The organism is Streptomyces sp. NPDC002754, assembly GCF_053592315.1.
Window position 1 is genome coordinate 1 of the sequence record NZ_JBSFVM010000032.1, and the last position, 22,887, is coordinate 22,887.

Annotated in this window: 22 protein-coding genes, 1 rRNA gene and 1 pseudogene; 9 read left to right on the forward strand and 15 right to left on the reverse strand. The window is 69.6% G+C overall.

The window, feature by feature from the left end; genetic code table 11:
• Nucleotides 1-87 (forward strand): 5S ribosomal RNA (rrf, locus tag ACWD2L_RS34995); the annotation flags it as partial.
• Nucleotides 88-189: 102 nt separating this feature from the next.
• Here rrf and ACWD2L_RS35000 read toward each other — a convergent pair.
• The 3 genes and pseudogenes from ACWD2L_RS35000 to ACWD2L_RS35010 all read right to left on the reverse strand — a co-directional run.
• Nucleotides 190-648 (reverse strand): annotated as a pseudogene (locus ACWD2L_RS35000) (response regulator); the annotation flags it as partial.
• Nucleotides 645-1,607 (reverse strand): sensor histidine kinase, encoded by a 963-nt coding sequence (locus ACWD2L_RS35005; RefSeq protein WP_451193118.1) that lies wholly within the window; start codon nt 1,605-1,607, stop codon nt 645-647. The pseudogene ACWD2L_RS35000 and the gene ACWD2L_RS35005, both read right to left, overlap by 4 nt.
• On the reverse strand, nt 1,607-2,452 hold the full coding sequence (locus tag ACWD2L_RS35010) for an ATP-binding cassette domain-containing protein (protein WP_351343234.1): 846 nt from the start codon (nt 2,450-2,452) through the stop codon (nt 1,607-1,609). Before ACWD2L_RS35010 ends, ACWD2L_RS35005 begins: the two co-directional genes overlap by 1 nt.
• A 105-nt stretch (nt 2,453-2,557) precedes the next feature.
• On the opposite strand from ACWD2L_RS35010, the gene ACWD2L_RS35015 reads away from it, so the two are divergent.
• The gene (locus ACWD2L_RS35015; RefSeq protein ID WP_351343232.1) at nt 2,558-3,121 is read left to right on the forward strand and encodes a GNAT family N-acetyltransferase; all 564 of its coding nucleotides are present in this window, start codon (nt 2,558-2,560) and stop codon (nt 3,119-3,121) included.
• Here the strand turns inward: ACWD2L_RS35015 and ACWD2L_RS35020 are convergent.
• Entirely contained in the window at nt 3,118-3,723 is a 606-nt protein-coding gene (locus tag ACWD2L_RS35020; protein WP_351343230.1) for an NADPH-dependent FMN reductase, read from the reverse strand. The genes ACWD2L_RS35015 and ACWD2L_RS35020 overlap by 4 nt on opposite strands.
• Before the next feature lie 97 nt (nt 3,724-3,820).
• Here ACWD2L_RS35020 and ACWD2L_RS35025 point away from each other — a divergent pair, with 97 nt between their 5' ends.
• Entirely contained in the window at nt 3,821-4,468 is a 648-nt protein-coding gene (locus ACWD2L_RS35025) for a TetR/AcrR family transcriptional regulator (protein WP_351343228.1), read from the forward strand.
• Between the two features lie 3 nt (nt 4,469-4,471).
• Here ACWD2L_RS35025 and ACWD2L_RS35030 read toward each other — a convergent pair whose 3' ends face one another.
• The 6 genes from ACWD2L_RS35030 to ACWD2L_RS35055 all read right to left on the reverse strand — a co-directional run bounded on the left by ACWD2L_RS35030 (nt 4,472) and on the right by ACWD2L_RS35055 (nt 11,675).
• Nucleotides 4,472-6,004 (reverse strand): type IV secretory system conjugative DNA transfer family protein, encoded by a 1,533-nt coding sequence (locus tag ACWD2L_RS35030; protein WP_351343235.1) that lies wholly within the window; start codon nt 6,002-6,004, stop codon nt 4,472-4,474.
• A 41-nt stretch (nt 6,005-6,045) separates the two neighbouring features.
• Nucleotides 6,046-7,464, reverse strand: a complete 1,419-nt coding sequence (locus ACWD2L_RS35035; protein ID WP_351343226.1) for an ATP-binding protein — start codon at nt 7,462-7,464, stop codon at nt 6,046-6,048.
• A gap of 66 nt (nt 7,465-7,530) precedes the next feature.
• A complete protein-coding gene (locus ACWD2L_RS35040; protein WP_351343225.1) occupies nt 7,531-9,090 on the reverse strand; it encodes an SCO6880 family protein in 1,560 nt (519 codons plus the stop codon).
• On the reverse strand, nt 9,087-10,448 hold the full coding sequence (locus ACWD2L_RS35045) for a hypothetical protein (protein ID WP_351343223.1): 1,362 nt from the start codon (nt 10,446-10,448) through the stop codon (nt 9,087-9,089). Before ACWD2L_RS35045 ends, ACWD2L_RS35040 begins: the two co-directional genes overlap by 4 nt.
• Complete coding sequence (locus ACWD2L_RS35050; protein WP_351343221.1) at nt 10,438-11,232, reverse strand: hypothetical protein; 795 nt, start codon at nt 11,230-11,232, stop codon at nt 10,438-10,440. The genes ACWD2L_RS35045 and ACWD2L_RS35050 overlap by 11 nt, the downstream gene beginning before the upstream one ends.
• Before the next feature lie 134 nt (nt 11,233-11,366).
• The gene (locus ACWD2L_RS35055) at nt 11,367-11,675 is read right to left on the reverse strand and encodes a hypothetical protein (protein WP_351343219.1); all 309 of its coding nucleotides are present in this window, start codon (nt 11,673-11,675) and stop codon (nt 11,367-11,369) included.
• A 305-nt stretch (nt 11,676-11,980) separates the two neighbouring features.
• Between ACWD2L_RS35055 and ACWD2L_RS35060 the strand changes: the two genes are divergently transcribed.
• Together ACWD2L_RS35060 and ACWD2L_RS35065 are read left to right on the forward strand one after the other, a co-directional pair.
• Nucleotides 11,981-12,997 carry a C40 family peptidase gene (locus tag ACWD2L_RS35060; RefSeq protein WP_351343217.1) on the forward strand — a complete coding sequence of 339 codons (1,017 nt, stop codon included), beginning with the start codon at nt 11,981-11,983 and terminating at the stop codon, nt 12,995-12,997.
• 198 nt (nt 12,998-13,195) lie between these two features.
• Complete coding sequence (locus tag ACWD2L_RS35065; RefSeq protein WP_351343216.1) at nt 13,196-13,921, forward strand: phosphatase PAP2 family protein; 726 nt, start codon at nt 13,196-13,198, stop codon at nt 13,919-13,921.
• 288 nt (nt 13,922-14,209) lie between these two features.
• Here ACWD2L_RS35065 and ACWD2L_RS35070 read toward each other — a convergent pair whose 3' ends face one another.
• Entirely contained in the window at nt 14,210-15,805 is a 1,596-nt protein-coding gene (locus tag ACWD2L_RS35070; protein WP_351343215.1) for an FAD-binding oxidoreductase, read from the reverse strand.
• A gap of 335 nt (nt 15,806-16,140) precedes the next feature.
• Between ACWD2L_RS35070 and ACWD2L_RS35075 the strand changes: the two genes are divergently transcribed.
• Nucleotides 16,141-17,007 carry a hypothetical protein gene (locus ACWD2L_RS35075; RefSeq protein ID WP_351343213.1) on the forward strand — a complete coding sequence of 289 codons (867 nt, stop codon included), beginning with the start codon at nt 16,141-16,143 and terminating at the stop codon, nt 17,005-17,007.
• Between the two features lie 172 nt (nt 17,008-17,179).
• Nucleotides 17,180-17,368, forward strand: a complete 189-nt coding sequence (locus tag ACWD2L_RS35080) for a hypothetical protein (protein ID WP_351343211.1) — start codon at nt 17,180-17,182, stop codon at nt 17,366-17,368.
• Nucleotides 17,369-17,462: 94 nt separating this feature from the next.
• On the opposite strand, the gene ACWD2L_RS35085 is transcribed toward ACWD2L_RS35080, so the two are convergent.
• Nucleotides 17,463-17,822 carry a metal-sensitive transcriptional regulator gene (locus tag ACWD2L_RS35085; protein WP_351343210.1) on the reverse strand — a complete coding sequence of 120 codons (360 nt, stop codon included), beginning with the start codon at nt 17,820-17,822 and terminating at the stop codon, nt 17,463-17,465.
• 209 nt (nt 17,823-18,031) lie between these two features.
• Between ACWD2L_RS35085 and ACWD2L_RS35090 the strand changes: the two genes are divergently transcribed.
• On the forward strand, nt 18,032-18,652 hold the full coding sequence (locus ACWD2L_RS35090) for a DUF47 domain-containing protein (RefSeq protein WP_351343208.1): 621 nt from the start codon (nt 18,032-18,034) through the stop codon (nt 18,650-18,652).
• 7 nt (nt 18,653-18,659) lie between these two features.
• A complete protein-coding gene (locus tag ACWD2L_RS35095; RefSeq protein WP_351343207.1) occupies nt 18,660-19,658 on the forward strand; it encodes an inorganic phosphate transporter in 999 nt (332 codons plus the stop codon).
• A 195-nt stretch (nt 19,659-19,853) separates the two neighbouring features.
• Here the strand turns inward: ACWD2L_RS35095 and pstB are convergent, their stop codons facing one another.
• The 3 genes from pstB to pstC are packed head-to-tail and all read right to left on the reverse strand — an operon-like array spanning nt 19,854 to nt 22,773.
• Nucleotides 19,854-20,630 carry a phosphate ABC transporter ATP-binding protein PstB gene (pstB, locus tag ACWD2L_RS35100; protein ID WP_351337848.1) on the reverse strand — a complete coding sequence of 259 codons (777 nt, stop codon included), beginning with the start codon at nt 20,628-20,630 and terminating at the stop codon, nt 19,854-19,856.
• A 53-nt stretch (nt 20,631-20,683) separates the two neighbouring features.
• Complete coding sequence (pstA, locus tag ACWD2L_RS35105; protein WP_351337845.1) at nt 20,684-21,766, reverse strand: phosphate ABC transporter permease PstA; 1,083 nt, start codon at nt 21,764-21,766, stop codon at nt 20,684-20,686.
• Nucleotides 21,763-22,773 carry a phosphate ABC transporter permease subunit PstC gene (gene pstC, locus ACWD2L_RS35110; protein ID WP_351337842.1) on the reverse strand — a complete coding sequence of 337 codons (1,011 nt, stop codon included), beginning with the start codon at nt 22,771-22,773 and terminating at the stop codon, nt 21,763-21,765. The genes pstA and pstC overlap by 4 nt, the downstream gene beginning before the upstream one ends.
• Between the last annotated feature and the right edge of the window lie 114 nt (nt 22,774-22,887).

A 22,887-nucleotide genomic window follows, 5' to 3' on the forward strand; every position in this document is an offset into this window, starting at 1 on the left:
GGTTACATTCCGAACCCGGAAGCTAAGCCTCACAGCGCCGATGGTACTGCAGGGGGGACCCTGTGGGAGAGTAGGACGCCGCCGAACTAATTTTAAAAGGAAAGCCCGGGCCGGGATACGGTCCGGGCTTTTCTGCGTTTAGGGGCCCGCCCATGGCCCGACCATCCGGTCAAAGGCGGCCGGCGGAGTGCCCGCCGCGGCCGGGAGATGGTGGACGTACGCGTCGAGGAGGCGGCGAGTGAGGCTGGGGGCGACGATCGCGTCGCCGGCAGCCACCGCACGGATGCCCGCGAGGAGTTCCTCCGGGAGCGCGTCCTTGATGAGGAAGCCGAAGGCGCCCGCGCGCAGGCCCGCGTACGCGTACTCGTCCATGCCGAAGGTCGTGAGGATGAGGATGCGCGGTCCTTCCGGCGGGCCGTCGTTCCCCGGAGTCCGTGCGATGATGCGGCGCGTGGCCTCGATGCCGTCCATGCCGGGCATGCGGATGTCCATCAGGACGACGTCGGGGGCGAGTTCGGGCGCGAGGCGGACGGCCTCCGCGCCCGTGCCTGCCTCGCCCGCGACCCGAAGGTCGTCCTGGCTCTCCAGGAGCATGCGGAAGCCGAAGCGCTGCATGGGCTGGTCGTCGACGATGAGGACGGTCGTCACGGAGTGGGCCCTTCCGGGGTCGGGATGCGGAGGCGTACCCGCCAGCCGCCGGCCGGTCGTGGTCCGGCCTCAAGTGCGCCTCGGTAGAGGGCCGTTCGCTCCCGCATGCCTGCGAGGCCGCGGCCGGTCCCCCGGCTGTCGGTGAGGGTGCCGCGGTCGGTGTCGGTGATGGTGAGGGTCACCGTGTCGGCGGCGTAGGAGACGAGGAGCTCGGAGGTGGCCGAAGGGCCGCCGTGCTTCAGGGTGTTGGTGAGGGCCTCCTGGACCACTCGGTACACCGTGGGTTCCAGACCCGCGGGCAGCGGAGCCGGTTCGCCCTCGACCTTCCTGAGGACCGGGAGCCCTGCCGAACGTACGCCTTCGAGCAGGGAGTCGAGGTCGTCGAGCGCGGGTGCTGGGGTGAACTCCGCGGAGGGCGTGGGGGCTTCCTCACCCAGTACGTCGAGGAGTCGGCGGAGCTCCGTGAGGGCCTGGCGGCTGGTGGTGGCGATGGCGGTGAGGGCCTGGCCCGCCCGTTCGGGGCTGCGGGCGGCAGCGTAGGAGCCGCCGTCGGCGAGGCCGGTGATGACGGAGAGGTTGTGACCGATGATGTCGTGCATCTCGCGGGCGATACGGGCGCGTTCGTCGGCGGCCGCGAGGCGGGCCTGTTGGTCGCTCTCGACTTCGAGTTGGCGGGCCCGTTCGACGAGGGACCGGGTGTAGTCCTGGCGGGAGCGGACGGCGATGCCCGCGAGGGTGACCAGCGCCAGGGACCACAGCTGCGGCACGATCAGTTGGTCCCAACTGCCGTGCGGGAAGCGGACGAAGCTCACGAGCATGGGCAGTACGGTCAGGGCCGCCGCCCCGCCGAGCGACCTCAGGGGCAGCCGCAGGGCGATGTTGAACACCACGACGAACTGGGCGAACGCGATATGTAGCCAGGCGCCCGTCCAGTTGCTGACCAGTGCCGTCGCCACCATCACCGCGAGTACTTCACGGCGCTCTGGACGGCGTCGTTGCTGATCATCTGGAGTACCTCGGGCAGGATCATGACGGCCCCGACGAACGCGCCGATCGCGGCCGGTGCGGAGCGGCACAGCGCGCCGAGGCCGAAGGCGATGAGGCTGAGGAGCGTGATGCCGGCGGCGTTGCCCGCGAGGGCGCGCAGCACGCCGGAGTCCGTGAGGGACAGGGCCTTGTCGCTGTCGGAGAGCCAGATCTGGGCGAGCAGGAACGTGCCGAGGTTGGTGGCGAAGGTGACCGTGAAGGCGACGGCCGTGAAGACGCCGGCCTTGGCCCACAGGACAGGCAGCCGGCGCGGGACCGCGGCCATCGTGGCGCGGACCAGGCCCGTCGAGTACTCGTTCGCGGTGATGAGGATGCCGAGGAGCTCCGCCGCGATGCCGAGGCGCTGGCCCATGCCGAGGGAGAAGCCCTTCACCCGCTTGTCCGCCACGTCGGTGAGGCCCGCGAGGTCGAGGATGTGCTCGACGCGGGAGCGCGGGATGCCGTGCGTGAGGGCGAGCGCCGTGAGGTGGTGGAAGGCGGTGCGGCCGGGGTGGACGGCCTTCGCCTCCAGGAGCGCGCCGACCTCGGTGAGCGGGGCCGGGTGGGTGGCGTAGACGCGGCCGCCGATCGTGGCGCGGCCCGCGGTCGGGGTGTCCAGGCCGAGCTGCATGCGCATGGTCGTGGACTTGCCCGCGCCGTTGGGGCCGAGGAAGCCGGTGACCGTGCCGGGCTCGACGGTGAAGGTGAGGTCGTCGACGACTGTCTTGCCGTTCCTGCCGCCGTAGCGTTTGGTGAGGCCGAGGGCTCGGATTGTCATGGTTGTACGGTGCCGTGGGCGGGGCCTCGCGGGCGTCGGACCGGGGCATCGAGCTGCGGAAATGCCGTAGTACCGGGGTACTACGGGCCCTTAGGGTGCGGATGCATGGACTATGTGATCAGGCCCGTGCGGGCCGACGAGTGGCGGGCCACGAGAGACCTGCGGCTCGCGGCGCTGCGGGACCCGGCGGCGCCGCTCGCGTATCTGGAGACGTACGAGGACGCGGTGGCGCAGCCGGACGAGTTCTGGCGGGGGCGCGCGGAGCGGGCGGCGCACGGGACGACGGCCTTGCAGTTCGTCGCGGAGTCCGGTGGGGCCGGCGAGGGCGGACGCTGGGACGGCAGCGTGGTGGTGCTCGTCGAGGAGGCGGGCGCCGCGGACTTCTTCGGGCAGCGCGTCGAGGCCCGGCAGGCGCAGTTCGTCGCGGTGTTCGTGCGGCCGGAGGCGCGTGGGACGGGCCTTGCGGAAGCCCTGTTCTCGGCGGCCGTGGAGTGGGCGTTCGGCCTTGAGGGTGTGACGCGGGTGCGGCTGTACGTCCATGAGGACAATCGGCGGGCCGAGGGGTTCTACCGGAAGTTCGGCTTCGTCCGTACGGGAGGGGCCGTGCCGAATCCGGGCGACCCCTCGAAGGCGGAGTGCGAGATGGAGCTCAAGCGCCACACGCCCTAGCTGTACGGGTGTTCCGCTCGGGCCGTGCGCAGGGCGTGGGCCCACCAGGACAGCTGGTCGAGCATGACCTTGGCGGCGCCGGCCGCGCCCTGCTCGTCGTGGGCCGGTCCGTCCTCGGTGAAGAGGCCGCCGTGGGCCCGGTGGAAGCTGACGCCGTCGCGGATCGTGGCGCAGTGCAACTCGGCGAAGACCAGGCGGAGTTGCTCCACGGCGCGGAGACCGCCGCCCACGCCGCCGTACGAGACGAAGCCGACGGGCTTGGCCTTCCACTCGTCGCGGTGCAGGTCGATGAAGTGCTTCAGGTGGGCCGGGAAGCTGTGGTTGTACTCGGGGGTGATCACCACGAAGGCGTCCGCGGCGTCCACGCGGGCGGCCAACTCGGTCTGGGCCGCGGTGGGTTCGTGGCCCCAGCCGGGGTGGGCCTCGGGGAGGTCCAGGTCGGTCAGGTCGATGACGTCGTAGCGGGTTTCGGGGGTGTGGTGCTCGGCCTGGGCCGTGAACCAGGTGCTCACCGTGGGGGCGAGGCGGCCGTCTCGGGTGGATCCGACGACGATCGCGATGCGGAGGGGGCGGGTCGGCTCGGAGTGGGGTTCGGTTGCCATGCCGGTAAAGTACAACGATGGTTGTAAGAAGTGCAACGGTCGTTGTACCTAGGTCTCTGTGCCTAGGCTGGAACGGGACGGCGTAGGACGGAGCGGCATGACACGGGAGTCGCGGCACACCCCGCGCAAGGGCACGGTCGAGAAGCGGCAGGCGCTGTTGCGCGGGGCGCGCACGGTCTTCGGTCGTGAGGGGTACGCGCGCGCGGGCATCGACGAGATCGCCGCCGAGGCGGGGGTCTCCACGCGCACGCTCTACAACCACTTCGGCGGCAAGGAGAACCTCTTCCGTGAGGTGCTCATCGACAGCGCCGAGAACGTGACGGGCGCTCATGTCGTGCTGATCGAGCGGTACTTGGGCCGAGTGGCGGACGTGGAGAAGGACCTGCTCGCGTTCGCCCGGGAGTGGGTGGGTCGGCGCGGTGACCATGAGCCGCACATGCTTCTCGTACGGCACGTCATCTCGGAGGGCCCGCATCTGCCTGCCGACGTCATCGAGGAGTGGCAGCGGATCGGCCCGCGGGCGACGGCTGGGGCGGTGCGTGCGGCGCTGTTGCGGCTCGGCGAGCAGGGGCACCTGGCGGTCGATGAGGCCAACTCCGCTGAGGCGGGGCGGCACTTCATGCTGCTGATCCCCGGGTCCGTCACGGTGGATACGTTCTTCGGGGTGGTGCCGATGGCGGCAGACGAGGTCGACGCGCGGGTGCGCAGCGGGCTCGCGGTGTTTCTGAGGCTGTACGGCCGTTAGGGCCTAGGGCAGCGGGAGTTCGGCGTCCGGCCAGCGTGTGCGGGCCTGTTCCCTGGACCGGATCAGGGCCAGGGTGACCAGGCCCCGGTCCGCCCCGGCGGTCAGCAGCTCCGGCAGTTGGGGAAGCGGAGCCACCGCCGCGACGTCGTCCAGGACGAGCGTCATTGGTGGGTCGAGCCGGCCGGCAGGTGACCGTGCGGCCACGCGGCGGCCGTGCTCGACCACGCTCGAGGCGAGGGCCGTGAGCAGGGGCATCGCGCCTGGCTGCCCCTTCGGGTCCTCGATGGGTTCACCGACCACATAAAGCGTGCCCCCTTCGTTCATGAAGGAATCCAGGGTGAGCGCATCCGTTCGGTTGGGTGTGCAGGCCTCGCGGATGTGGATCGTGAAGAGGGAGGACAGGGCGCGGGCGGTCAACTCCTGTGCCATGTCGCGGCGTTCGGGGTGCGAGGTGAGGGCGGCCTCGAGTTCGCCCGCGGTGCCGGCGGCTGCCTTCGGGTTCGTGCGGAGGATGCGTACGGCGTCCTGGACCTGGGTGCCCTGGGACCAGCGGTGGACGTGGCGAAACGGTTTGCCGTCGACGGCGGCGGCGTGCAGGTAGCTGCGGAGGAGGGTTTCGGCGGTTTCGGCGAGGGCGGAGTCGAGTTTGGCGGTGGGTCTTGTCGGGGCGAGGAGGGCGGTGGCGCGTTGGGCCGCGGTGTCCTTGTCGGTGCAGCCGGAGGACGGGTTCCAGTGCATGCGGGCAGGGGTGTCGCAGAGGTGGGTGGGGTCGTAGAGGAGGACGGGGCCGAGTTTGGCGCGGGCGTCCTTGGTTTCTGACCAGACCTCCGGTGCCGACGTGATGACGAGGGCCGGGCCCTCGGCGTCCTGGATTGCCTCTATGGCCAGGGGGTGGCGGGTGGCCGGGGGGCCGAGGTGGAGCGGGCGGGTCGGTGTTGCGGGAGCCGGGGTTGCGGTTGCGGGGCTCTGCCCCGGACCCCGCGCCTCAATCGCCGGCGGGGCTTGATTTGGCGGCCCCGTCCGCTCGCCGGCGAGTGGGTTCATTTCCAGCCCCGCCGTTGGACGAGAGCCAGCGGGGTCCGGGGCGGAGCCCCGCGGCCGCAACTCCGGCTCCCGTGCCGAAGGGACCGGCTTCCGCTCCTCGCGGCGACCCGCCCGGACCCCACGCCAGCGCGTGAAGGTTCCCGCTATGAAGATGGTCAGGACGACGAGGATCATCAGTTGGCCGATGACCAGGCCCCAGACGAGGCCGTAGCCGGAGAGTTCCGCCGTGGGGGTGTTCGGCCAGGCGCCGGGGATGTCGTGGGGGTGCGTGATCAGGGAGCGCAGGGCCAGCGGGGTGTGGCCGAAGGTCACGGCCGTGGGCCACGCGCCCTTCGTGAACAGGCCGGCCAGGCCTGTCGCCGACCACACCAGCACCGTCATGCCCAGGAGGAACGCGAGGATGCCGATGAGCAGCCCGTCGGGCACGCCGCCGCCCCGGCCGCCACGTCCCTCCCGGTAACCCCGCTCGTCCCGGTCGTAACCCCGCTGCATCCGGCGCCCCCGCTCGTCCCGCGTTCCTGTCATGCCACCGCTCACGCCACCGTGGACTCGGAGCCGCCGAAGCGCTGCTCCACGAACGCGGCGGCCCGTTCCTCCGCCTCGCGCTCGGCCGCGTGCAGGGCGTCGTCCACGAACTGCTCGCGCTCGAAGGACGTTTCGGTCATGGCCCGGTCGGTGAAGACCAAGGGCCGTTCCGTCTCGGTGACCAGGTGTTTGACCACCTGTACGTTGCCGTTGACGTCCCAGACGGCGATGCCCGGGGAGAGCGTCGGGATGATCTCGACGGCCCAGCGGGGCAGCCCGAGCACCCGGCCCGTGGCTCTCGCCTCGTCGGCCTTCTGGGCGTAGATCGTTCTCGTGGAGGCCATTTTGAGGATCGCGGCCGCTTCCTTCGCTGCCGCGCCGTCGACCACGTCGCTCAGGTGGTGGACGACCGCCACGAAGGACAGGCCGAGGCGACGGCCGAACTTCAGCAGCCGCTGAAAGAGCTGGGCCACGAACGGGCTGTTGATGATGTGCCAGGCCTCTTCGACCAGGAAGATGCGCTTTTTGCGGTCCGGCCTGATCCATGTGTGTTCCAGCCACACGCCGACGATCGCCATCAGGATCGGCATCGCGATCGAGTTCCGGTCGATGTGGGACAGGTCGAAGACGATCAGGGGGGCATCGAGGTCGATGCCGACCGTCGTCGGGCCGTCGAACATGCCGCGCAGGTCACCGTCGACGAGCCGGTCGATGACGAGCGCCACGTCCAGGCCCCAGGCCCGGACGTCCTCGAGCGCCACGTTCATGGCCTCCGCCGACTCCGGCTCCGGGTGGCGGAGCTGCTCGACGATGTCCATCAGGACCGGCTGCCGCTCGACGATCGTCTCGTTCACGTAGGCGTGCGCGACCTTCAGCGCGAAGCCGGAGCGCTCGTCGAGACCGTGGCCGAGCGCGACCTCGATGATCGTGCGGAGCAGCGCGAGCTGGCCCGTCGTCGTGATCGCCGGGTCGAGGGGGTTGAGGCGGATTCCCATGTCCAGGGCGGCCGTCGGGTCGAGCCGGATGGGAGTTATGCCCAGCTCCTCGGCGATGAGGTTCCATTCGCCGACGCCGTCCTCGCCCTGCGCGTCGAGGACGACGACCTGGCGGTCCTTGAACCTCAACTGCCGCAGTACGTACGTCTTCTCGAGCGCCGACTTGCCGTTTCCGGACTCGCCGAGGACCAGCCAGTGGGGGGCCGGAAGTTGCTGACCGTAGAGCTGGAAGGGGTCGTAGATGTAGCCCTTGCCGGAGTACACCTCGCGGCCGATGATCACGCCGGAGTCGCCGAGGCCGGGCGCGGCCGTCGGCAGATAGACGGCCTGCGCCTGCCCCGTCGACGTACGCACCGGAAGCCGGGTCGTCTCCACCTTCCCGAACAGGAACGCGGTGAAGGTATCGGTGAGAGCGGTCAGCGGATCCCGCATAGTGCAGCGCCTACCTTCCGGCCGGGGACTTGGCGGCGGACATCGGGAACATCGGGATCGGCGGGGTCATCGGCGGATGCCGGTGGCGAACGGCAGCGTGTTCACGAACGCCCGGTGGTGCTCGCGGTCGCACCACTCCAGCTTCAGGTACGACTTGCCCGCGGAGGCGCGGATGGTGCGCTTGTCGCGGGCGAGCGAGTCGGGGTTGCGGGAGGAGACCGTGATGTAGCCGACGAGGTTGACGCCCGCCGCCCCGCTCGCCAGGTCCTCGCCGCGCTGGTCGAGGCGGCCGTGGGCGGCGATGTCGCGGGGGTCGACCGTCCGGTTCATCTTGGCGGCGCGGGACGCCTCCGCCTCGTCGTTGGTCTTCTCGGTCAGCATCCGCTCGATGGCGACCTCGGTGGGTTCGAGGTCCATCGTCACCGCGACGGTCCGGATGACATCCGGGGTGTGGACGAGGAGCGGAGCCAGGAAGTTCACGCCCACCGGCGTCATCGGCCACTCCTTCACCCACGCCGTGGCGTGGCACCACGGCGCGCGCGTCGCCGACTCGCGCGTCTTGGCCTGGAGGAACGTCGGCTCCATGGCGTCGAGCTCGGCCGGCCAGGCGTTCCGCTTCGACATCGCCTGGATGTGGTCGATGGAGTGGTCCGGGTCGTACATGGAGTGGATCAGGGACGCGAGCCTGCCCTGCCCGAGCGGCTGCCGCACGCGGATGTCCGCCTCCTGCAACCGCGAGCAGATGTCGGTGAGTTCGCGCGCCATGACGACGGCGAGCCCGGCGTCCCTGTCGACCTTCTTGCCGCCCTTCGGGCGGGTGGCGCGGGCCATCGCGTTGGCCTCGGCGGCCAGGTCGCGCGTGTAGTGCATGCAGGCCACGAGGTACGCGCGGTGCTGCTCGCTGCTCGTCGAGACCATGGACTGGAGCTGGTCGTACGACTTCTGCAGCCAGCCCAGCGAGCGGTCGTCGCCGCGCACGGCGACGTCCTTGTTGTGCGCGTCGGGGTCGGCGGGGAGGGTGCGGGCCAGCATTTGCAGCCGGCTCACGAACCCGTCCCCGTTGGCGACGTGCTTGAGCAGTGTGCCGAACCGGTCGACCAGCGCCTCCTGGTCCTCCGAGTCGCGCAGCCCGACGCCGGGGCCCTCGATCTCGATGGCGGCGGTGACGGTGCGCCGGTCGGCGTGGAGCAGGACCGCGATCTCGTCGGGCCCGAACGGCGCGGCCAGCCACGTGAGCCTGCCGATGCCGGGGGGCGGGCCGATCTCGACCTCACGCCCGTCGAGCCGGGTGCCGGCCTCCATGGTGCGCGAACGGTAGGCGGTGCCGCGCTTGAGGGAGCGCTTGTAACTGCGGTTGATTTCGAACCACTTGTAGAAGGTGCGGTTCTTGTACGGGACGTAGACCGCGGCCAGCGCGAGCATCGGGAAGCCGGTGAGCAGCACGATGCGCAGCGACAGCACGGGGACGAGCAGTCCGCACATCATGCCGAGGAACGCGCCCACGACGATCATCGCGATCTCGCCGGACTCACGATTCTTGCCGACAATCGCGTTCGGCCGGGCGCGACCGATCAGATATGTACGGCGGGGCGTGACCGGAGGGGACACGTGGGACTGGGTCGTCAACGCCCTGCACCTCCTTGCCAGTTGCCGTTCTTGCCGGTGTTACCGCTGTTGCTCCCGCGGTCGTTGCTCGCGTGCGGGGTCTTCGTCGGGTTCGTACGGGGCGGGGATGCGGCGGAGGGGACAGTTCCGCCGCCTCCCCCTGACGCGGCCGAGCGCGAGCTGTGCGCGGCCACACCGCCGGACGCCGGGTTGGCGGGACGGGCCTGGGAAGCTCCGCCACCGCCCGAACCCCCGCCGTCCTGGCGGCTGCTGTGGGTTTTGATTCCTTGCGAGACGAGCGCCGCGGGGGAACTGATCACGGCGGCGGCCTTGCCCTCGGCCCCTTGCATGAGCCGGTTCTTGCGTACGTTGGCCATCTCGTCGCCGAAGCCGGGTACGAAGCGGTAGATCATGCCGCTCGCGAAGATGGCGAGCAGCACGATGGCGAGGCCGGACACGACCGCGGCCAGGGAGCCGGGCCCCTTGTCGCTGCTGGACAGCGCCCCCGCGAGGCCGAGGACGATCACGATGACCGGCTTCACGAGAATGACGGCGATCATGACGCCGACCCAGCGGCGCACGTGCCCCCACAGGTTCTTGTCGACGAGCCCCGCGTAGACGACGACGCCGAGCAGCGCGCCCACGTAGAGCAGGACGGCGCGCAGGTACAGCTCCAGGTAGAGCACGCCCGCCGCGACGATCGACACGAGCGACACGACGATCAGCATGATCGGCCCGCCGCCGATGTCGTCGCCCTTCTTCAGGGCCTCGGAGAACGTCCCGAAGAACGCGTCCGTCTGGTTCCCGGTGGCTTTCGCGAGGACGTCGGAGACACCGTCCGCCGCCGACACCACCGTGTAGAGGATCAGCGGGGTGAAGGCCGACGCGAGCACGGTGAGCCAGAGGAAGCCCACGGCCTCCGAGATCGCGGTCATCAGCGGTACGCCGCGCACGGCACGCTTGGCCACGGCGAGCAGCCACAGCACGAGCGTGAGGATCGTCGACGCGGCGAACACGACGGCGTACTGCTGGAGGAACTTCTGGTTGGTGAAGTCGACGGTGGCCGTCTTCTGCACGGCGTTGCTGAGCTGGTCGACGGTCCACGAGGCCGCCTCCGCGCAGCCCTTGGCGAGGCTGGAGAGGGGGTCGAGGGGGTTGGATACGTCGGGCGTCCCGCCGTCACCGGTGTTCTTGCCGGTGGCGTCGTTGCCGCGTTCGCAGTACTTCCTGGCGGCGCCGCGGATGAGGTCGCAGGGGTTGTCGGACGGGTCGGGCTCCGGGGCGGCCCACGCCCGGGAGGCCAGGAGGACCGCAGTGGCCTGCACGCCGGTGATCACGGCTGTGAGGGAGAGGGCGCGGCGTCGCCGGTTAGCGGGCATAGCTGAACCCTCCGTACTCCTGCACGGCCTTCGCCATGTCGTCGGCCGTGGAGGCCCGCTGGTCGCGGCCGACCGGGACGGGGCCGTCCTTCTGCGAGAAGTCCTCCACCTTCCAGTCACCGTCCACCCAGCGCAGCTTGTAGCTGTTCGTGTACCAGCTCTCGGACACCGGGTTCTGCGTGCCCTCGCCGGCGAGGCCGAACAGCGACGAGTACCAGATCGACACGGTCGCCGCGCCGTCCTTGTAGGCAGTCGCCTTGGTGCCGACCGGGATGACCCGGGAGACGAACGTGCTGCCCTTCGGCGCGGAGCCGCTCTTGTCGAGGCCGATGCCCGTCAGGAAGCTCTCGCTGGAGTACACCTTGTCGAGATCGCCCCGCCGGGCGTCGGCGGCCGACGGCGTATAGACGTCGTCGACGATGCCGTCTCGTTTCGCCTTGTCGAACATGTCGGCCGAACCGAGCTGAACCGCATAGTTGGCGGCAGCCGATTGCGCTCCCTGTTCGTCGTGGGCGAATCCGGAGGACACCGGTTTCGAGCCGGTCGGGGCCGTGGGGGCCGCCGCCGGCTTCGTACCGGGGGAGTCGCCACCGACGGAGGCGTCGTCGCCGCGGTTCGCGAAGGCGATCGCCGCGATGAGGAGCACCACCACGCCGACCACGGTCACCAGGGACCGGGACGGTGAACGTCCCGGTCTGCGGGCGCCGGGGTCCTCCGGGAGCCGCGTCCGGGTCTGCCCGGAGCCCCCGTAGAGCTCGTCGTCCTGCGGACCGTCGGAACTCATCGCGCGCACGCCCCCTCAACCTTTCGCCGAACCACCGCGTACGACGGTAGCCGTGCTGGTTTCCGCGCGGGCGCGGTGTGGTGACTCGACATCAGGGAGACGCAACCTCAGCGGAGAGCTAGATCAGCGGGGAGCTAGACGGCCATGCCGTACACGATGGTGAACAGCGTGCCGAGTGAGCCGATGATGAACACCCCGGTCAGGCCCGCGATGATCAGACCCTTGCCCTGCTCGGCGCTGAAGGTGTCGCGCAGGGCGGTCGCCCCGATCCGTTGCTTGGCCGCGCCCCAGATCGCGATGCCGAGGCACAGCAGGATGGCGACGGCCATCACCACCTCGACCATCACGCGTGCCTCGTTGCCCAGGGTCCCGAACGGGCCCCAGTCCGGGGCGATCCCGCCGATGATGGTGGAGATGTCGCCCTTTTCGGCTGCCAGCAGCATGTGTAACTCACCGCCCCACGTGGGTAGTTCTGTCGCCTCTGCCGCAGCGCAGAGGTCAGACCCATTCTTGCCCAGATTGGCTCCGATGCCTGCACACTTGGCGCCATTCCTTGGCCGAGTTCCTACGGTCCCATGCCTGGGGACCGCCCCGGAGGGGCGGTTCCGGATGCGAAGGAACGTACGGTTACTCTGTGTATCATGCCTGGTCACGCCGGGCAATGAAGGCTGGTCGAGGACAGTTCGGGGCAGTCTCCGACGGCGTAGCGGTCCCGCCCGTAAACTGACTCCCCCGTGGCGAAGGGTGGTTGACGGTGCGTAAGGCGTGGATGCTCGCGGGCTCGGCCGTCGCCGGGGGGACCGGGTTCATGGCGTTGCTCGTGTTCGGGACGTACATGGCGGCGGGGAGTCTGAGCAGCGGGGTCGGCCAGGGGGCCGTGGGGCTGGCGAAGGGCGCGGTGCCTGCCGCGTATCAGCCACTCGTACAGAAGTGGGGCAATCTCTGCCCCGCCATCAATCCGGCGCTGCTGGCCGCGCAGCTCTACCAGGAGAGCGGGTTCAACCCGAAGGCGTCGTCGCCGGCCAAAGCGTACGGCATCGCGCAGTTCATCAGCGGCACCTGGGCCGCGCACGGGGTGGACGGGGACGGGGACGGGGACCGCGACATCTGGGACCCCAACGACGCGATCCCGTCCGCCGCTTCGTACGACTGCAAGCTCGCCTCGTACGTGAAGGACGCGCCCGGCGACAAGACGAAGAACATGCTCGCCGCGTACAACGCGGGTTCCTACGCGGTCATCAAGTACGGGGGAGTGCCGCCGTACCGCGAGACGCAGAACTACGTGAAGGTCATCACGACGCTCGAGGAGTCCTTCGCGAAGCCCGTCGGGCGCGTGCAGCCCTCGCAGCAGGCCGCGGCCGCGATCTATTTCGCGCAGAAGAAGCTCGGCACCCCTTACCTGTGGGGCGGCAACGGCACGGCGGACCAAGATGGCCGATTCGATTGCTCGGGGCTGACCAAGGCCGCGTACGAGTCGGTGGACATCGAGCTGCCGCGCGTGGCCAACGACCAGTACAACGCCGGGCCGCATCCGAAGCGGGACGAGCTGCTTCCCGGGGACCTCGTGTTCTTCTCCCACGACCTCCAGAACAGCCGGGCCATTCACCACGTGGGCCTTTACGTGGGTGGCGGGTACATGATCGACGCGCCGCGGACCGGTGCGGTCATCCGCTTCGACCCCATCGACACCGCTGACTACTTCGGCGCGACCCGCGTCACGGAGGACGGCGCGAGGGCGCTGCCGAGCGGCTCGCCGGAGGTCTGAGTCGGCCGACGCGGAGTGTGGGTTGGCTGGAACTCTCTGTGAGAGGCGTGGCCCTGAGCTGCGGGTTTGTGTCTCTCTTCGATAACGTCTGGGTGATCGTTCGGTGGAGTGTGGAACGTAGAGGGTGAGATCGTGCGTTCCTCTTGCTGAATCGAAAACAACCACGGGGGTGGCTGAAGACGAAGGGGCCGCTGAACTATGGCTGGACTCGTGGCACTCGACGCGCCCGCGACATCCGGATCCAACCCCGACGTCACGCTGCTCTACGACATCAACGGCCTGGCCGATGACGCTCCCCGCTGGTTCGACCGGGCCATGGAGTTCGTCGGGGAGTACGGGATCCTGCTCGCGCTCGTGCTCGTCGTGCTGTGGTGCTGGTGGGGTGCGAGGAAGCGTGGGTCGCTCGACGACGCCGCGTCCTCCGTGGCCGCCGTGGTGTGGGCGCCGCTCGCGGCCGGTGTCGCCCTCCTCGTGAACGTGCCGATCCGGTCCTTCGTCGAGCGGCCGCGGCCGTTCGTGGACCACGACGGGCTCGAGATTCTGGTCAAGGGGAAGACGGACTTCTCGTTCGTCAGCGATCACGCGACGTTGGCGATGGCCATCGGGGCGGGTCTCTTCATCGCCCACCGCAAGCTTGGGCTCGCCGCCATAGGGCTGGCCGTGCTCGAGGGGTTCTGCCGGGTCTTCATGGGTGTGCACTATCCGACGGACGTCGTCGGCGGGTTCGCGCTCGGGACGGCTGTCGCGCTGCTGCTTTCGCCGCTGGCCTCGGCGTTGCTCACTCCGTTGGTGCGGGCTGTCGGGCGGTCGGCCGGGTGGGTTTCGCGGCTTGTGTGGGCGCCTGGTTCGGTGCCGGAGGCGGTGGATTTCGCCGAGTCGAGCGATTCGGCTGAGCCGGCGGAGGAGCGGGACCTGGCGGCGTAGCTGCGGTCGACCGTCCCCACGCCTCGGGGCTCCGCCCCGGACCCCGCGCCTCAAACGCCGGCGGGGCTGAAAAGACCGCCTCAATCGCCGGCGGGGCTGGAGATGCCTCCATCGCCGACAGGGCTGGAAAGGCCTGCTCAATCGCCGCAGGGGCTTGGTGGATCAAGCCCCGCCGAGCTGAACTATCCAGCCCCACCGGCGATTGAGGCGATCCAGCCCCGCCGGCGATCGACCTATCCAGCCCCGCCGGCGATTGAGGCGCGGGGTCCGGGGCGGAGCCCCCAAGTGTTACAGGGACTGTGGGAAGTCGAAGAAGCCCGACGGGTCGTATGCGTGCTTGATCTTGGTCAGGCGGGGTGTCGCGTCGCCGTAGTAGGACCGCTTCCAGTTCTTCAGGGACGCATCCGCGTAGTTCTGGTAGGCCGAGCCCGAGGCGTACGGGCGCATCGCCGCGTGGGCCGAGGACAGCCAACTACGGGCGGCACCGCCGGAGGCATTCGGCTGCCACGACACGATGTACTGCGCGAGCATCCGTGAGCGGCGGTGGACGAAGGCCGTGGCCGTCGGGTCGACGCGGTTGATCGCGCCGCCGAGCGCCGTGAGCGCCACCGAGCCGGCGCCGGACGTGATGTTCTCCAGCTGCTTCAGGAGCGTGCGCACGCCCGCGTCCGAGAGGTCCCGGTCGAAGAAGTCGGAGGCGGCCGCGTACGTTTCGCGCTGGAGCGCGCCCGCCGAGTCGCGGCCGGGCGTGGCGCCGGGGAGGTGGCACTGCTCGTCGTTCGCGAAGGCCGAGCAGCCCGCGTACACCTCCATCGACTCCTCGTACGAGCGGCGCTTGAGGGAGACCGAGGTGGCCGGGCCCGGACCGCCGGGGCCGTCGGCGAGGCGGTCGACCGCGTTCTGCAGCTCCGTGTACGTACCGAGGGAGAACGCGGCGACCGAGACCGTCGGGTTGCCGCCGGGCGCGCCCGCGATGTGCAGAGAGGACCAGATCTCGTCGGCCTGGTCGGGGCCCCACTTCTGCCACGCCTTGAGCACCTTCGCCGCCTTCGACCAGGGCCAGCTCATGTACGCGGACACGCCCTGCGGCGCGGGGTGGGTCTTGAAGCGGAGCTCCGTCACCACACCGAACTGGCCGTTCCCGGCGCCGCGCAGTGCCCAGAAGAGGTCCTTCTCGGAGGTCTTGTTCGCGGTCAGCTCCCTGCCGTCGGCCGTGATGACTGTGGCCTGCGTCAGGCTGTCGCAGGTGAGGCCGTAGGCCCGCGACACGACGCCGTGGCCGCCGCCGAGCGTGAGGCCCGAGACGCCGACCGTGGGGCAGGATCCCGCCGGTATCGTGACGCCCTTCGCCGTCAGCGCCCGGTAGACGTCGATGAGCTTCGCGCCCGCGCCGACCACCGCCTCGGATCCGGACGAGCGGACGGACTTCATCCGGGAGACGTCGAGTATCAGGTGGCCGTCGCCGGAGGACCAACCCGCGTACGAGTGGCCCCCGTTGCGTATGGAGAGCGGGACCTTGTGCGCGCGGGCGTACGCGAGGGTCGTGCGGATGTCGTCGGGCCCCTCGACGTACGCGACGGCGCGCGGCTTCAACGCATCGAAGCGGGTGTTGTAGAGCTGGCGGGCCGCCGCCCAGGAGGACTCACCGGGGCGGACGAGGGAGCCGTCGAGATCCTTGGCGAGCCCGGCGAGGTTCGTCGCGGCCCGCACCGTGCTGGAGGCGCTCGCGCTGGTGGAGCGGATCGGGGTGGAAGAACCGGCCGCGGTCCCGCCCGTTGAGCCGGAGCCCGAGCCGGAACCGGCACCCGAGCCGGAGCAGGCGGTCACCGCGCCGCCCACGGTGAGTGCCGCGGCCGATGCCGTGATGAAGGTGCGGCGTTCCATGTGGTTGTCTCCCTCGGCCACCCGTTCGCTTCCCGAGGTACGAGACGTCATCCGGGAGCCGTGGGTTCCGTCAGGCGTCCGGGCCCGCCGAGCCGAGATGGTCGTCCGCGTCCGAACGGGCCTTGCTCCGCGCCCTCCTGGCAGGGCCCCGCCAGCCGCAGCTGCACCGGGCCAGGCAGAAACGTCCCTGTTCCACGACGGTGGTCGTATGCGAATGCTGCTGTTGTGCCACGCGGCCACGGTAGCGACTCCATGTAAAGCCCCCGTTCGCGTGACGGTCGACCCTACTCGTCGTTAACCCCGACGACGAGGTGGCCGCACACGCACGGACAGGCATGGGGGTCGGACCAGCGATGGTGGTGCAGCAGCACGGGAGCGCGGCCGCTTCGGCACGGGCGGCGGTGGCGGCTGTCGCGGTGGCGTCGGTGGTGGTGGGCGTCGGCGGGTGCGGTGGCGGCGCCGCGGGCGGGGAGCGGAACGCGGACCCGACGCAGACCGTGCGCAAGGCGGCCGACCGGCTGGTCCGCGAGGGCAGTTCACACGCGCGTACGTCGATGGAGATGGCCAGCGGCGGGACCCGCGTCACCATCCACGGCGAGGGCGTCTACGACTACCGCAAGGGCATCGGCGAGCTGCGGGTGCGGCTTCCGCAGGACGCGGCGGGCGACGAGGAGCACCGGCCGATCACCGAACTGCTCGCGCCCGGCGCCCTTTACATGAAGAACCGGGGCGCCGGCGTCCCCGCCGACAAGTGGGTGCGCGTCGACATCACGGCGTTGACGGACGGGAACCTGGTCACCGGCGGCGCCACCGACCCGCTCGCCGCGGCCGAACTGCTGCGCGGCGCACGGAATGTGACGGAGCAGGGCGAGAAGGACATCGCGGGCGTGCCCACCCGGCACTACAAGGGGGACGTGGAGCTGGGCGTCGCGGCGAAGGCCGCTTCCGCGACGCAGAGGACGGCGCTCGCGGCGGCGGCGAAAGGGTTCCGCGAGGGGCGGGTGCCGTTCGACGTCTACGTCGACGACGAGGGCCTCGTCCGTAAGGTCGTGCACCGGTTCAGCTTCGCCAACGGGCAGCCGGGGAAGGACGTGGCCGTGACGTCGACGACCCTGTACCGGGGGTTCGGGAAGCCGGTGAAGGTGCGGCTTCCGGCCAAGGGGGACATCTTCGCGGGGAAGGTCGCCGAGCCGGGACCGTAGGGCCGCCGCTTGTCCTGTCGCCCGTCCCGTCGCCCGTTTCGGCACCCGGCCGTAGGCCTGTCGGGGGCCGGAAATGGTTCTTCCGTGCCATGCGCGGGGCGTGAGCCGGTCCCTACTCTAGGAAGTCGGCCATTGCGGCCATCGGCTGTTGGTCACGCGGCAGGAAGAGGTGATGAACGTGGCTCCCGTGGGTGGTACGGCGGTTCAGGACCACGTCGCCCTCGCCGAGATCGAGCTGTGCGGTGAGTTGATCATCGCGGCGTCCGCCGTCTCCGAGGGGCGGCTCAGCGTGGGCCGGATCGACGAGGTGCTGCGGGTCGCCGAGGTATTGCCCGGCGGACCGGAGGGCGACCGGAACTGAGCGGAAAGAACGAGAAGAGCAAGAAGGTGGGGACGCCGAGTGCGGCGTCCCCACCTTCTCGTAGGAGTACGGGTGTGACGGGTACGGCGGGTGCTCAGGTGCGCAGCAGGCGTGCGATCGCCTTGGTGGCCTCTTCGACCTTCTCGTCGATCTCGGTCCCGCCCTTGAGCGCGGCGTCGGCGACGCAGTGCCGCAGGTGCTCCTCCAGGAGCTGGAGCGCGAAGGACTGCAGTCCCTTCGTGGAGGCCGACACCTGCGTGAGTATGTCGATGCAGTAGACGTCCTCTTCCACCATCCGCTGCAGGCCGCGGATCTGACCCTCGATCCGGCGCAGCCGCTTGAGGTGTTGGTCCTTCTGGTGGTGGTACCCGTGGATGCCGCGGTCGTGGTCGGTCACGATCTCGGCATCGTCCGGCACAGTCTGCTGTTCCGTCTGCGTCGCGTCGGTCGTCATCGCTTCCGTCCTCCCGTGGTTCTCCCATACCCCCTGTGGGTATATGGTACCGGATTTTCCAAGGATCGTGCCGGTTCGTCCCGGCTCGACCGGGCCCAGTGCTGATCACTGTGCCTGATGGGCGACACTGGGGAGACGCCGGTTAGCCGTGGCCGGATGATGCGCCTAGCATCAGCCTGACCGAATCCAAAGCACCCCGAGGACCCCACGTGCGCTTTCGTCTGACCCCCAGGGAGACGAGCTTCTACGACATGTTCGCCGCGTCCGCGGACAACATCGTCACGGGCTCGAAGCTCCTGATGGAACTGCTCGGGGCGGATTCCTCCGCCCGGGCCGAGATCGCGGAGCGGATGCGGGCAGCCGAACACGCCGGTGACGACGCCACCCACGCGATCTTCCACCAACTCAACTCCTCGTTCATCACGCCGTTCGACCGCGAGGACATCTACAACCTCGCGTCGTCCCTCGACGACATCATGGACTTCATGGAGGAGGCCGTCGACCTGGTCGTCCTGTACCAGGTCGAGGAGCTTCCCAAGGGTGTGGAGCAGCAGGTCGAGGTCCTGGCCCGGGCGGCCGAGCTGACCGCGGAGGCCATGCCGAACCTGCGCACCATGGACAACCTCACCGAGTACTGGATCGAGGTCAACCGCCTGGAGAACCAGGCCGACCAGATCCACCGCAAGCTGCTGGCTCAGCTCTTCAACGGCAAGTACGACGCCATGGAAGTTCTGAAGCTCAAGCAGATCGTCGATGTGCTGGAAGAGGCGGCCGACGCCTTCGAGCACGTGGCCAACACGGTGGAGACCATCGCCGTGAAGGAGTCCTGACCGGCTCATGGACACCTTCTCCCTGATCGTGACGATCGGCGTCGCGCTTGGATTCACGTATACGAACGGTTTCCACGACTCCGCCAACGCCATCGCCACTTCTGTCTCCACGCGCGCGCTGACGCCGCGTGCGGCGCTCGCCATGGCCGCTGTGATGAACCTCGCCGGTGCCTTCCTCGGCAGCGGTGTCGCCAAGACGGTGAGCGAGGGGATCATCGCGACCCCCGTCGGCGACAAGGGGATGGGGATTCTCTTCGCGGCGCTCGCGGGCGCGATCGTGTGGAACCTCGTCACCTGGTACTTCGGTCTTCCTTCTTCGTCTTCGCACGCCCTGTTCGGTGGCATGGTGGGCGCCGCCCTCGCGGGCGGGACCACGGTCTACTGGTCGGGGGTGTGGGAGAAGATCGTCGTCCCGATGTTCACCTCGCCCGTGATCGGGCTCGTCGTCGGTTACCTCGTGATGACGCTCATCATGTGGCTCTTCCGGCGCTCCAACCCGCACAAGGCCAAGCGCGGATTCCGTATCGCGCAGACCGTCTCGGCGGCGGGCATGGCGCTCGGCCACGGTCTCCAGGACGCGCAGAAGACCATGGGCATCGTGGTCATGGCGCTCGTCATCGGCGGCCACGAGAGCTTCGAGGACCCGATTCCGGTCTGGGTCAAGATCGTGTGCGCCCTGATGCTGTCGCTCGGTACGTACGCGGGTGGCTGGCGGATCATGCGGACGCTCGGGCGCAAGATCATCGAGCTGGATCCGCCGCAGGGGTTCGCGGCGGAGACGACGGGGGCGTCGATCATGTTCGGGTCGGCGTTCCTGTTCCACGCGCCGATCTCCACGACGCATGTGATCACTTCGGCGATCATGGGTGTGGGGGCCACGAAGCGGGTGAACGCCGTGCGGTGGGGTGTTGCGAAGAACATCATCCTGGGGTGGTTCATTACGATGCCGGCCGCCGCGCTTGTCGCTGCCGCGTCGTATGGGGTTATTTGGCTGGCCTTCGGCTAGGCGGTCGGCCGTGGTCGAGGCCGCGGGGCTCTGCCCCGGACCCCGCGCCTCAAACGCCGGCGGGGCTGGAAATGCCTGCTCAATCGCCGCAGGGGCTTGAATTGTGAAAAGGCCCGCCCCCTCTCGGGGGGCGGGCCTTTTCTGGGCCCCGGGGTGGCACCGCCATGCAGCACCGCGGGGGGTCGGGGAGGTGGGTCAGCCGAAGCGGCCGGAGATGTAGTCCTCCGTGGCCTGGACGGACGGGTTGGAGAAGATGCGTTCCGTCTCGTCGATCTCGACGAGCTTGCCGGGCTGGCCGACCGCCGAGAGGTTGAAGAACGCGGTGCGGTCCGAGACGCGGGCCGCCTGCTGCATGTTGTGCGTCACGATGACGATCGTGAAGCGCTCCTTCAACTCCCCGATCAGGTCCTCGATCGCGAGGGTGGAGATCGGGTCGAGCGCCGAGCAGGGCTCGTCCATGAGGAGGACCTGGGGCTCGACCGCGATGGCGCGGGCGATGCAGAGGCGCTGCTGCTGGCCGCCGGAGAGGCCCGAGCCGGGCTTGTTCAGGCGGTCCTTGACCTCGTTCCAGAGGTTGGCGCCCTTCAGGGACTTCTCGACGACGTCGGCGAGCTCCGACTTCTTGTAGCTGCCATTGAGCCGCAGGCCCGCCGCCACGTTGTCGAAGATCGACATGGTGGGGAAGGGGTTGGGGCGCTGGAAGACCATGCCGACGGTGCGGCGCACGGCGACCGGGTCGATGTGGGAGCCGTACAGGTCCTCGTCGTCCAGGAGCACCTTGCCCTCGACGCGGCCGCCGGGGGTGACCTCGTGCATCCGGTTGAGGGTGCGCAGGAACGTCGACTTGCCGCAGCCGGACGGGCCGATGAAGGCCGTCACCGAGCGGGGCTCGACGGTCATCGAGATGTCTTCGATCGCCTTGTGGGCGCTGTAGTAGGCGGTGAGTCCGCTTACGTCGATTCGCTTGGCCATGGGTTCAGTTCACTTCCGATTGCTTGCGTCGCTACGTCGCTGAGGTGGCCGCGTCAGCGACCGGCGCTCGGGGCCTTCCAGCGGGCTACGCCGCGGGCCGCGAGGTTGAGGATCATGATGAAGGCGATGAGCACCAGGGCCGCCGCCCAGGCGCGGTCGTACGCCGCCTGGCTGCCGCCGCTGCTCGCGTACTGCTGGTAGATGTACAGCGGCAGCGAGGCCTGCGGGCCTTCGAACGGGTTGCCGTTGATCAGCGGGTTGCCGAAGACCAGCAGCAGCACCGGGGCGGTCTCGCCGGCGATGCGGGCGACGGCCAGCATGACGCCGGTCGTGATGCCGCCGATCGACGTCGGCAGGACGACCTTGAGGATCGTGCGCCACTTCGGGACGCCGAGGGCCAGGGAGGCCTCGCGCAGCTCGTTCGGGACGAGCTTGAGCATCTCCTCGGTGGAGCGGACCACGACCGGGATCATCAGGATGGCCAGCGCCATCGAGCCGGCGAAGCCGGAGAAGCCGAAGCCGAGGATCAGGATCCAGAAGGACAGGATGAACAGGCCGGCCACGATGGAGGGGATGCCCGTCATGACGTCCACGAAGAACGTGACCGCCTTCGCCAGCTTCCCGCGGCCGTACTCGACCAGGTAGATCGCCGTGAGCAGACCGATCGGCACCGAGATCACGGTGGCGATGCCGACCTGTTCCAGCGTGCCGAGGATGGCGTGGTAGATGCCGCCGCCCTCCTGGTACGAGGTGACGAAGCCCATCGAGTGGCTCAGGAAGTACGGGTCGAGGACCTTGATGCCGCGCGCGATCGTCTCGTAGACGAGGGACGCGAGGGGGACCACGGCGAGGATGAAGGCGACCCAGACGACGCTGGTCGCGAGGCGGTCCTTGGCCTGGCGGCGGCCCTCGACCTTGGCGGCGAGGGCGTACGAGACGAGGACGAACAGGAGGGCCGCGATCAGGCCCCACTGGATGCGGCTGGAGAGCCCGGCACCGAGGCCGATGGCGCAGCCCGCGGCGATCGAGCCGACGGCGATGGCCCAGGGGGCCCAGCGGGGCAGGCGCGCGGCGCTCAGTGTGCTCGGCGTGCGCGGCGTGTCCGGCGTCCGGGTCGGAACGGCTGCGTTGCTCATGCGTTGGCCCCCGAGTACTCCTTGCGGCGGGCGATGATCAGGCGGGCCGCGCCGTTGACCAACAGGGTGATGACGAAGAGGACAAGGCCGGAGGCGATGAGGGCGTCGCGGCCCTGGTCGTTGGCCTCGGAGAACTTCGCGGCGATGTTCTGCGCGAAGGTGCCGCCGCCCGGGTCGAGCAGGCTGGTGTGGATCAGGAAGTCGGGGGAGAGGACCGTGGCGACGGCCATCGTCTCGCCGAGCGCGCGGCCGAGGCCGAGCATCGAGGCGGAGATGACGCCGGAGCGGCCGAAGGGGATCACCGACATCCGGATGACCTCCCAGCGGGTCGCGCCGAGCGCGAGCGCCGCCTCCTGGTGCATCTGGGGCGCCTGCCGGAAGACCTCGCGGGAGACGTTGGTGATGATCGGCAGGATCATGATCGCGAGCAGGATGCCGACGGTGAGCAGGGTGCGCGGGGCGCCGCCCTGGTACTCGAAGATGCCGGTCCAGCCGAAGTAGTCGTCGAGCCAGTGGAAGACGCCGGTCATGTGCGGCACGAGGAACAGTGCGCCCCACAGGCCGTACACGATGGACGGCACGGCGGCCAGCAGGTCGATGACGTAGGCGATGATCCCGCTCAGCTTCTTCGGCGCGTAGTGCGTCAGGAAGAGCGCGATGCCGACGGCGACGGGCACCGCGATCACCATGGCGATGATCGAGGTGACGATCGTGCCGAAGACGAGGACGGCGATGCCGAAGACGGGCGGGCTCGCGGTCGCGTTCCACTCGAAGGTCGTGAGGAAGTTGCCCTCGTTCTTCGAGAGGACCAGCGAGGCGCGGTAGGTCAGGAAGACCGCGATCGCGGCCATGATCACCAGGAGCAGGATGCCCGAGCCGCGCGAGAGGCCGAGGAAGACCCGGTCTCCGGGGCGGGTGGCGCCGCGGGCGGCGCGCTTCTGCTCGGCGGGTGAGGGGCGATCGGTGGGCGCCGGTGGCGGCGCCGGGGCTTGCGTGGTTATGTCCATGAGGGTTCTCCGGTCTGCGAAGTCCCGTCCCGGTTAAGGGGGTTGAGGGCTACGGGGCTTCTGGCGGCGGTGCACCGGACGGTGCGGGCCGCCTCCGGGAGGCGGCCCGCACTC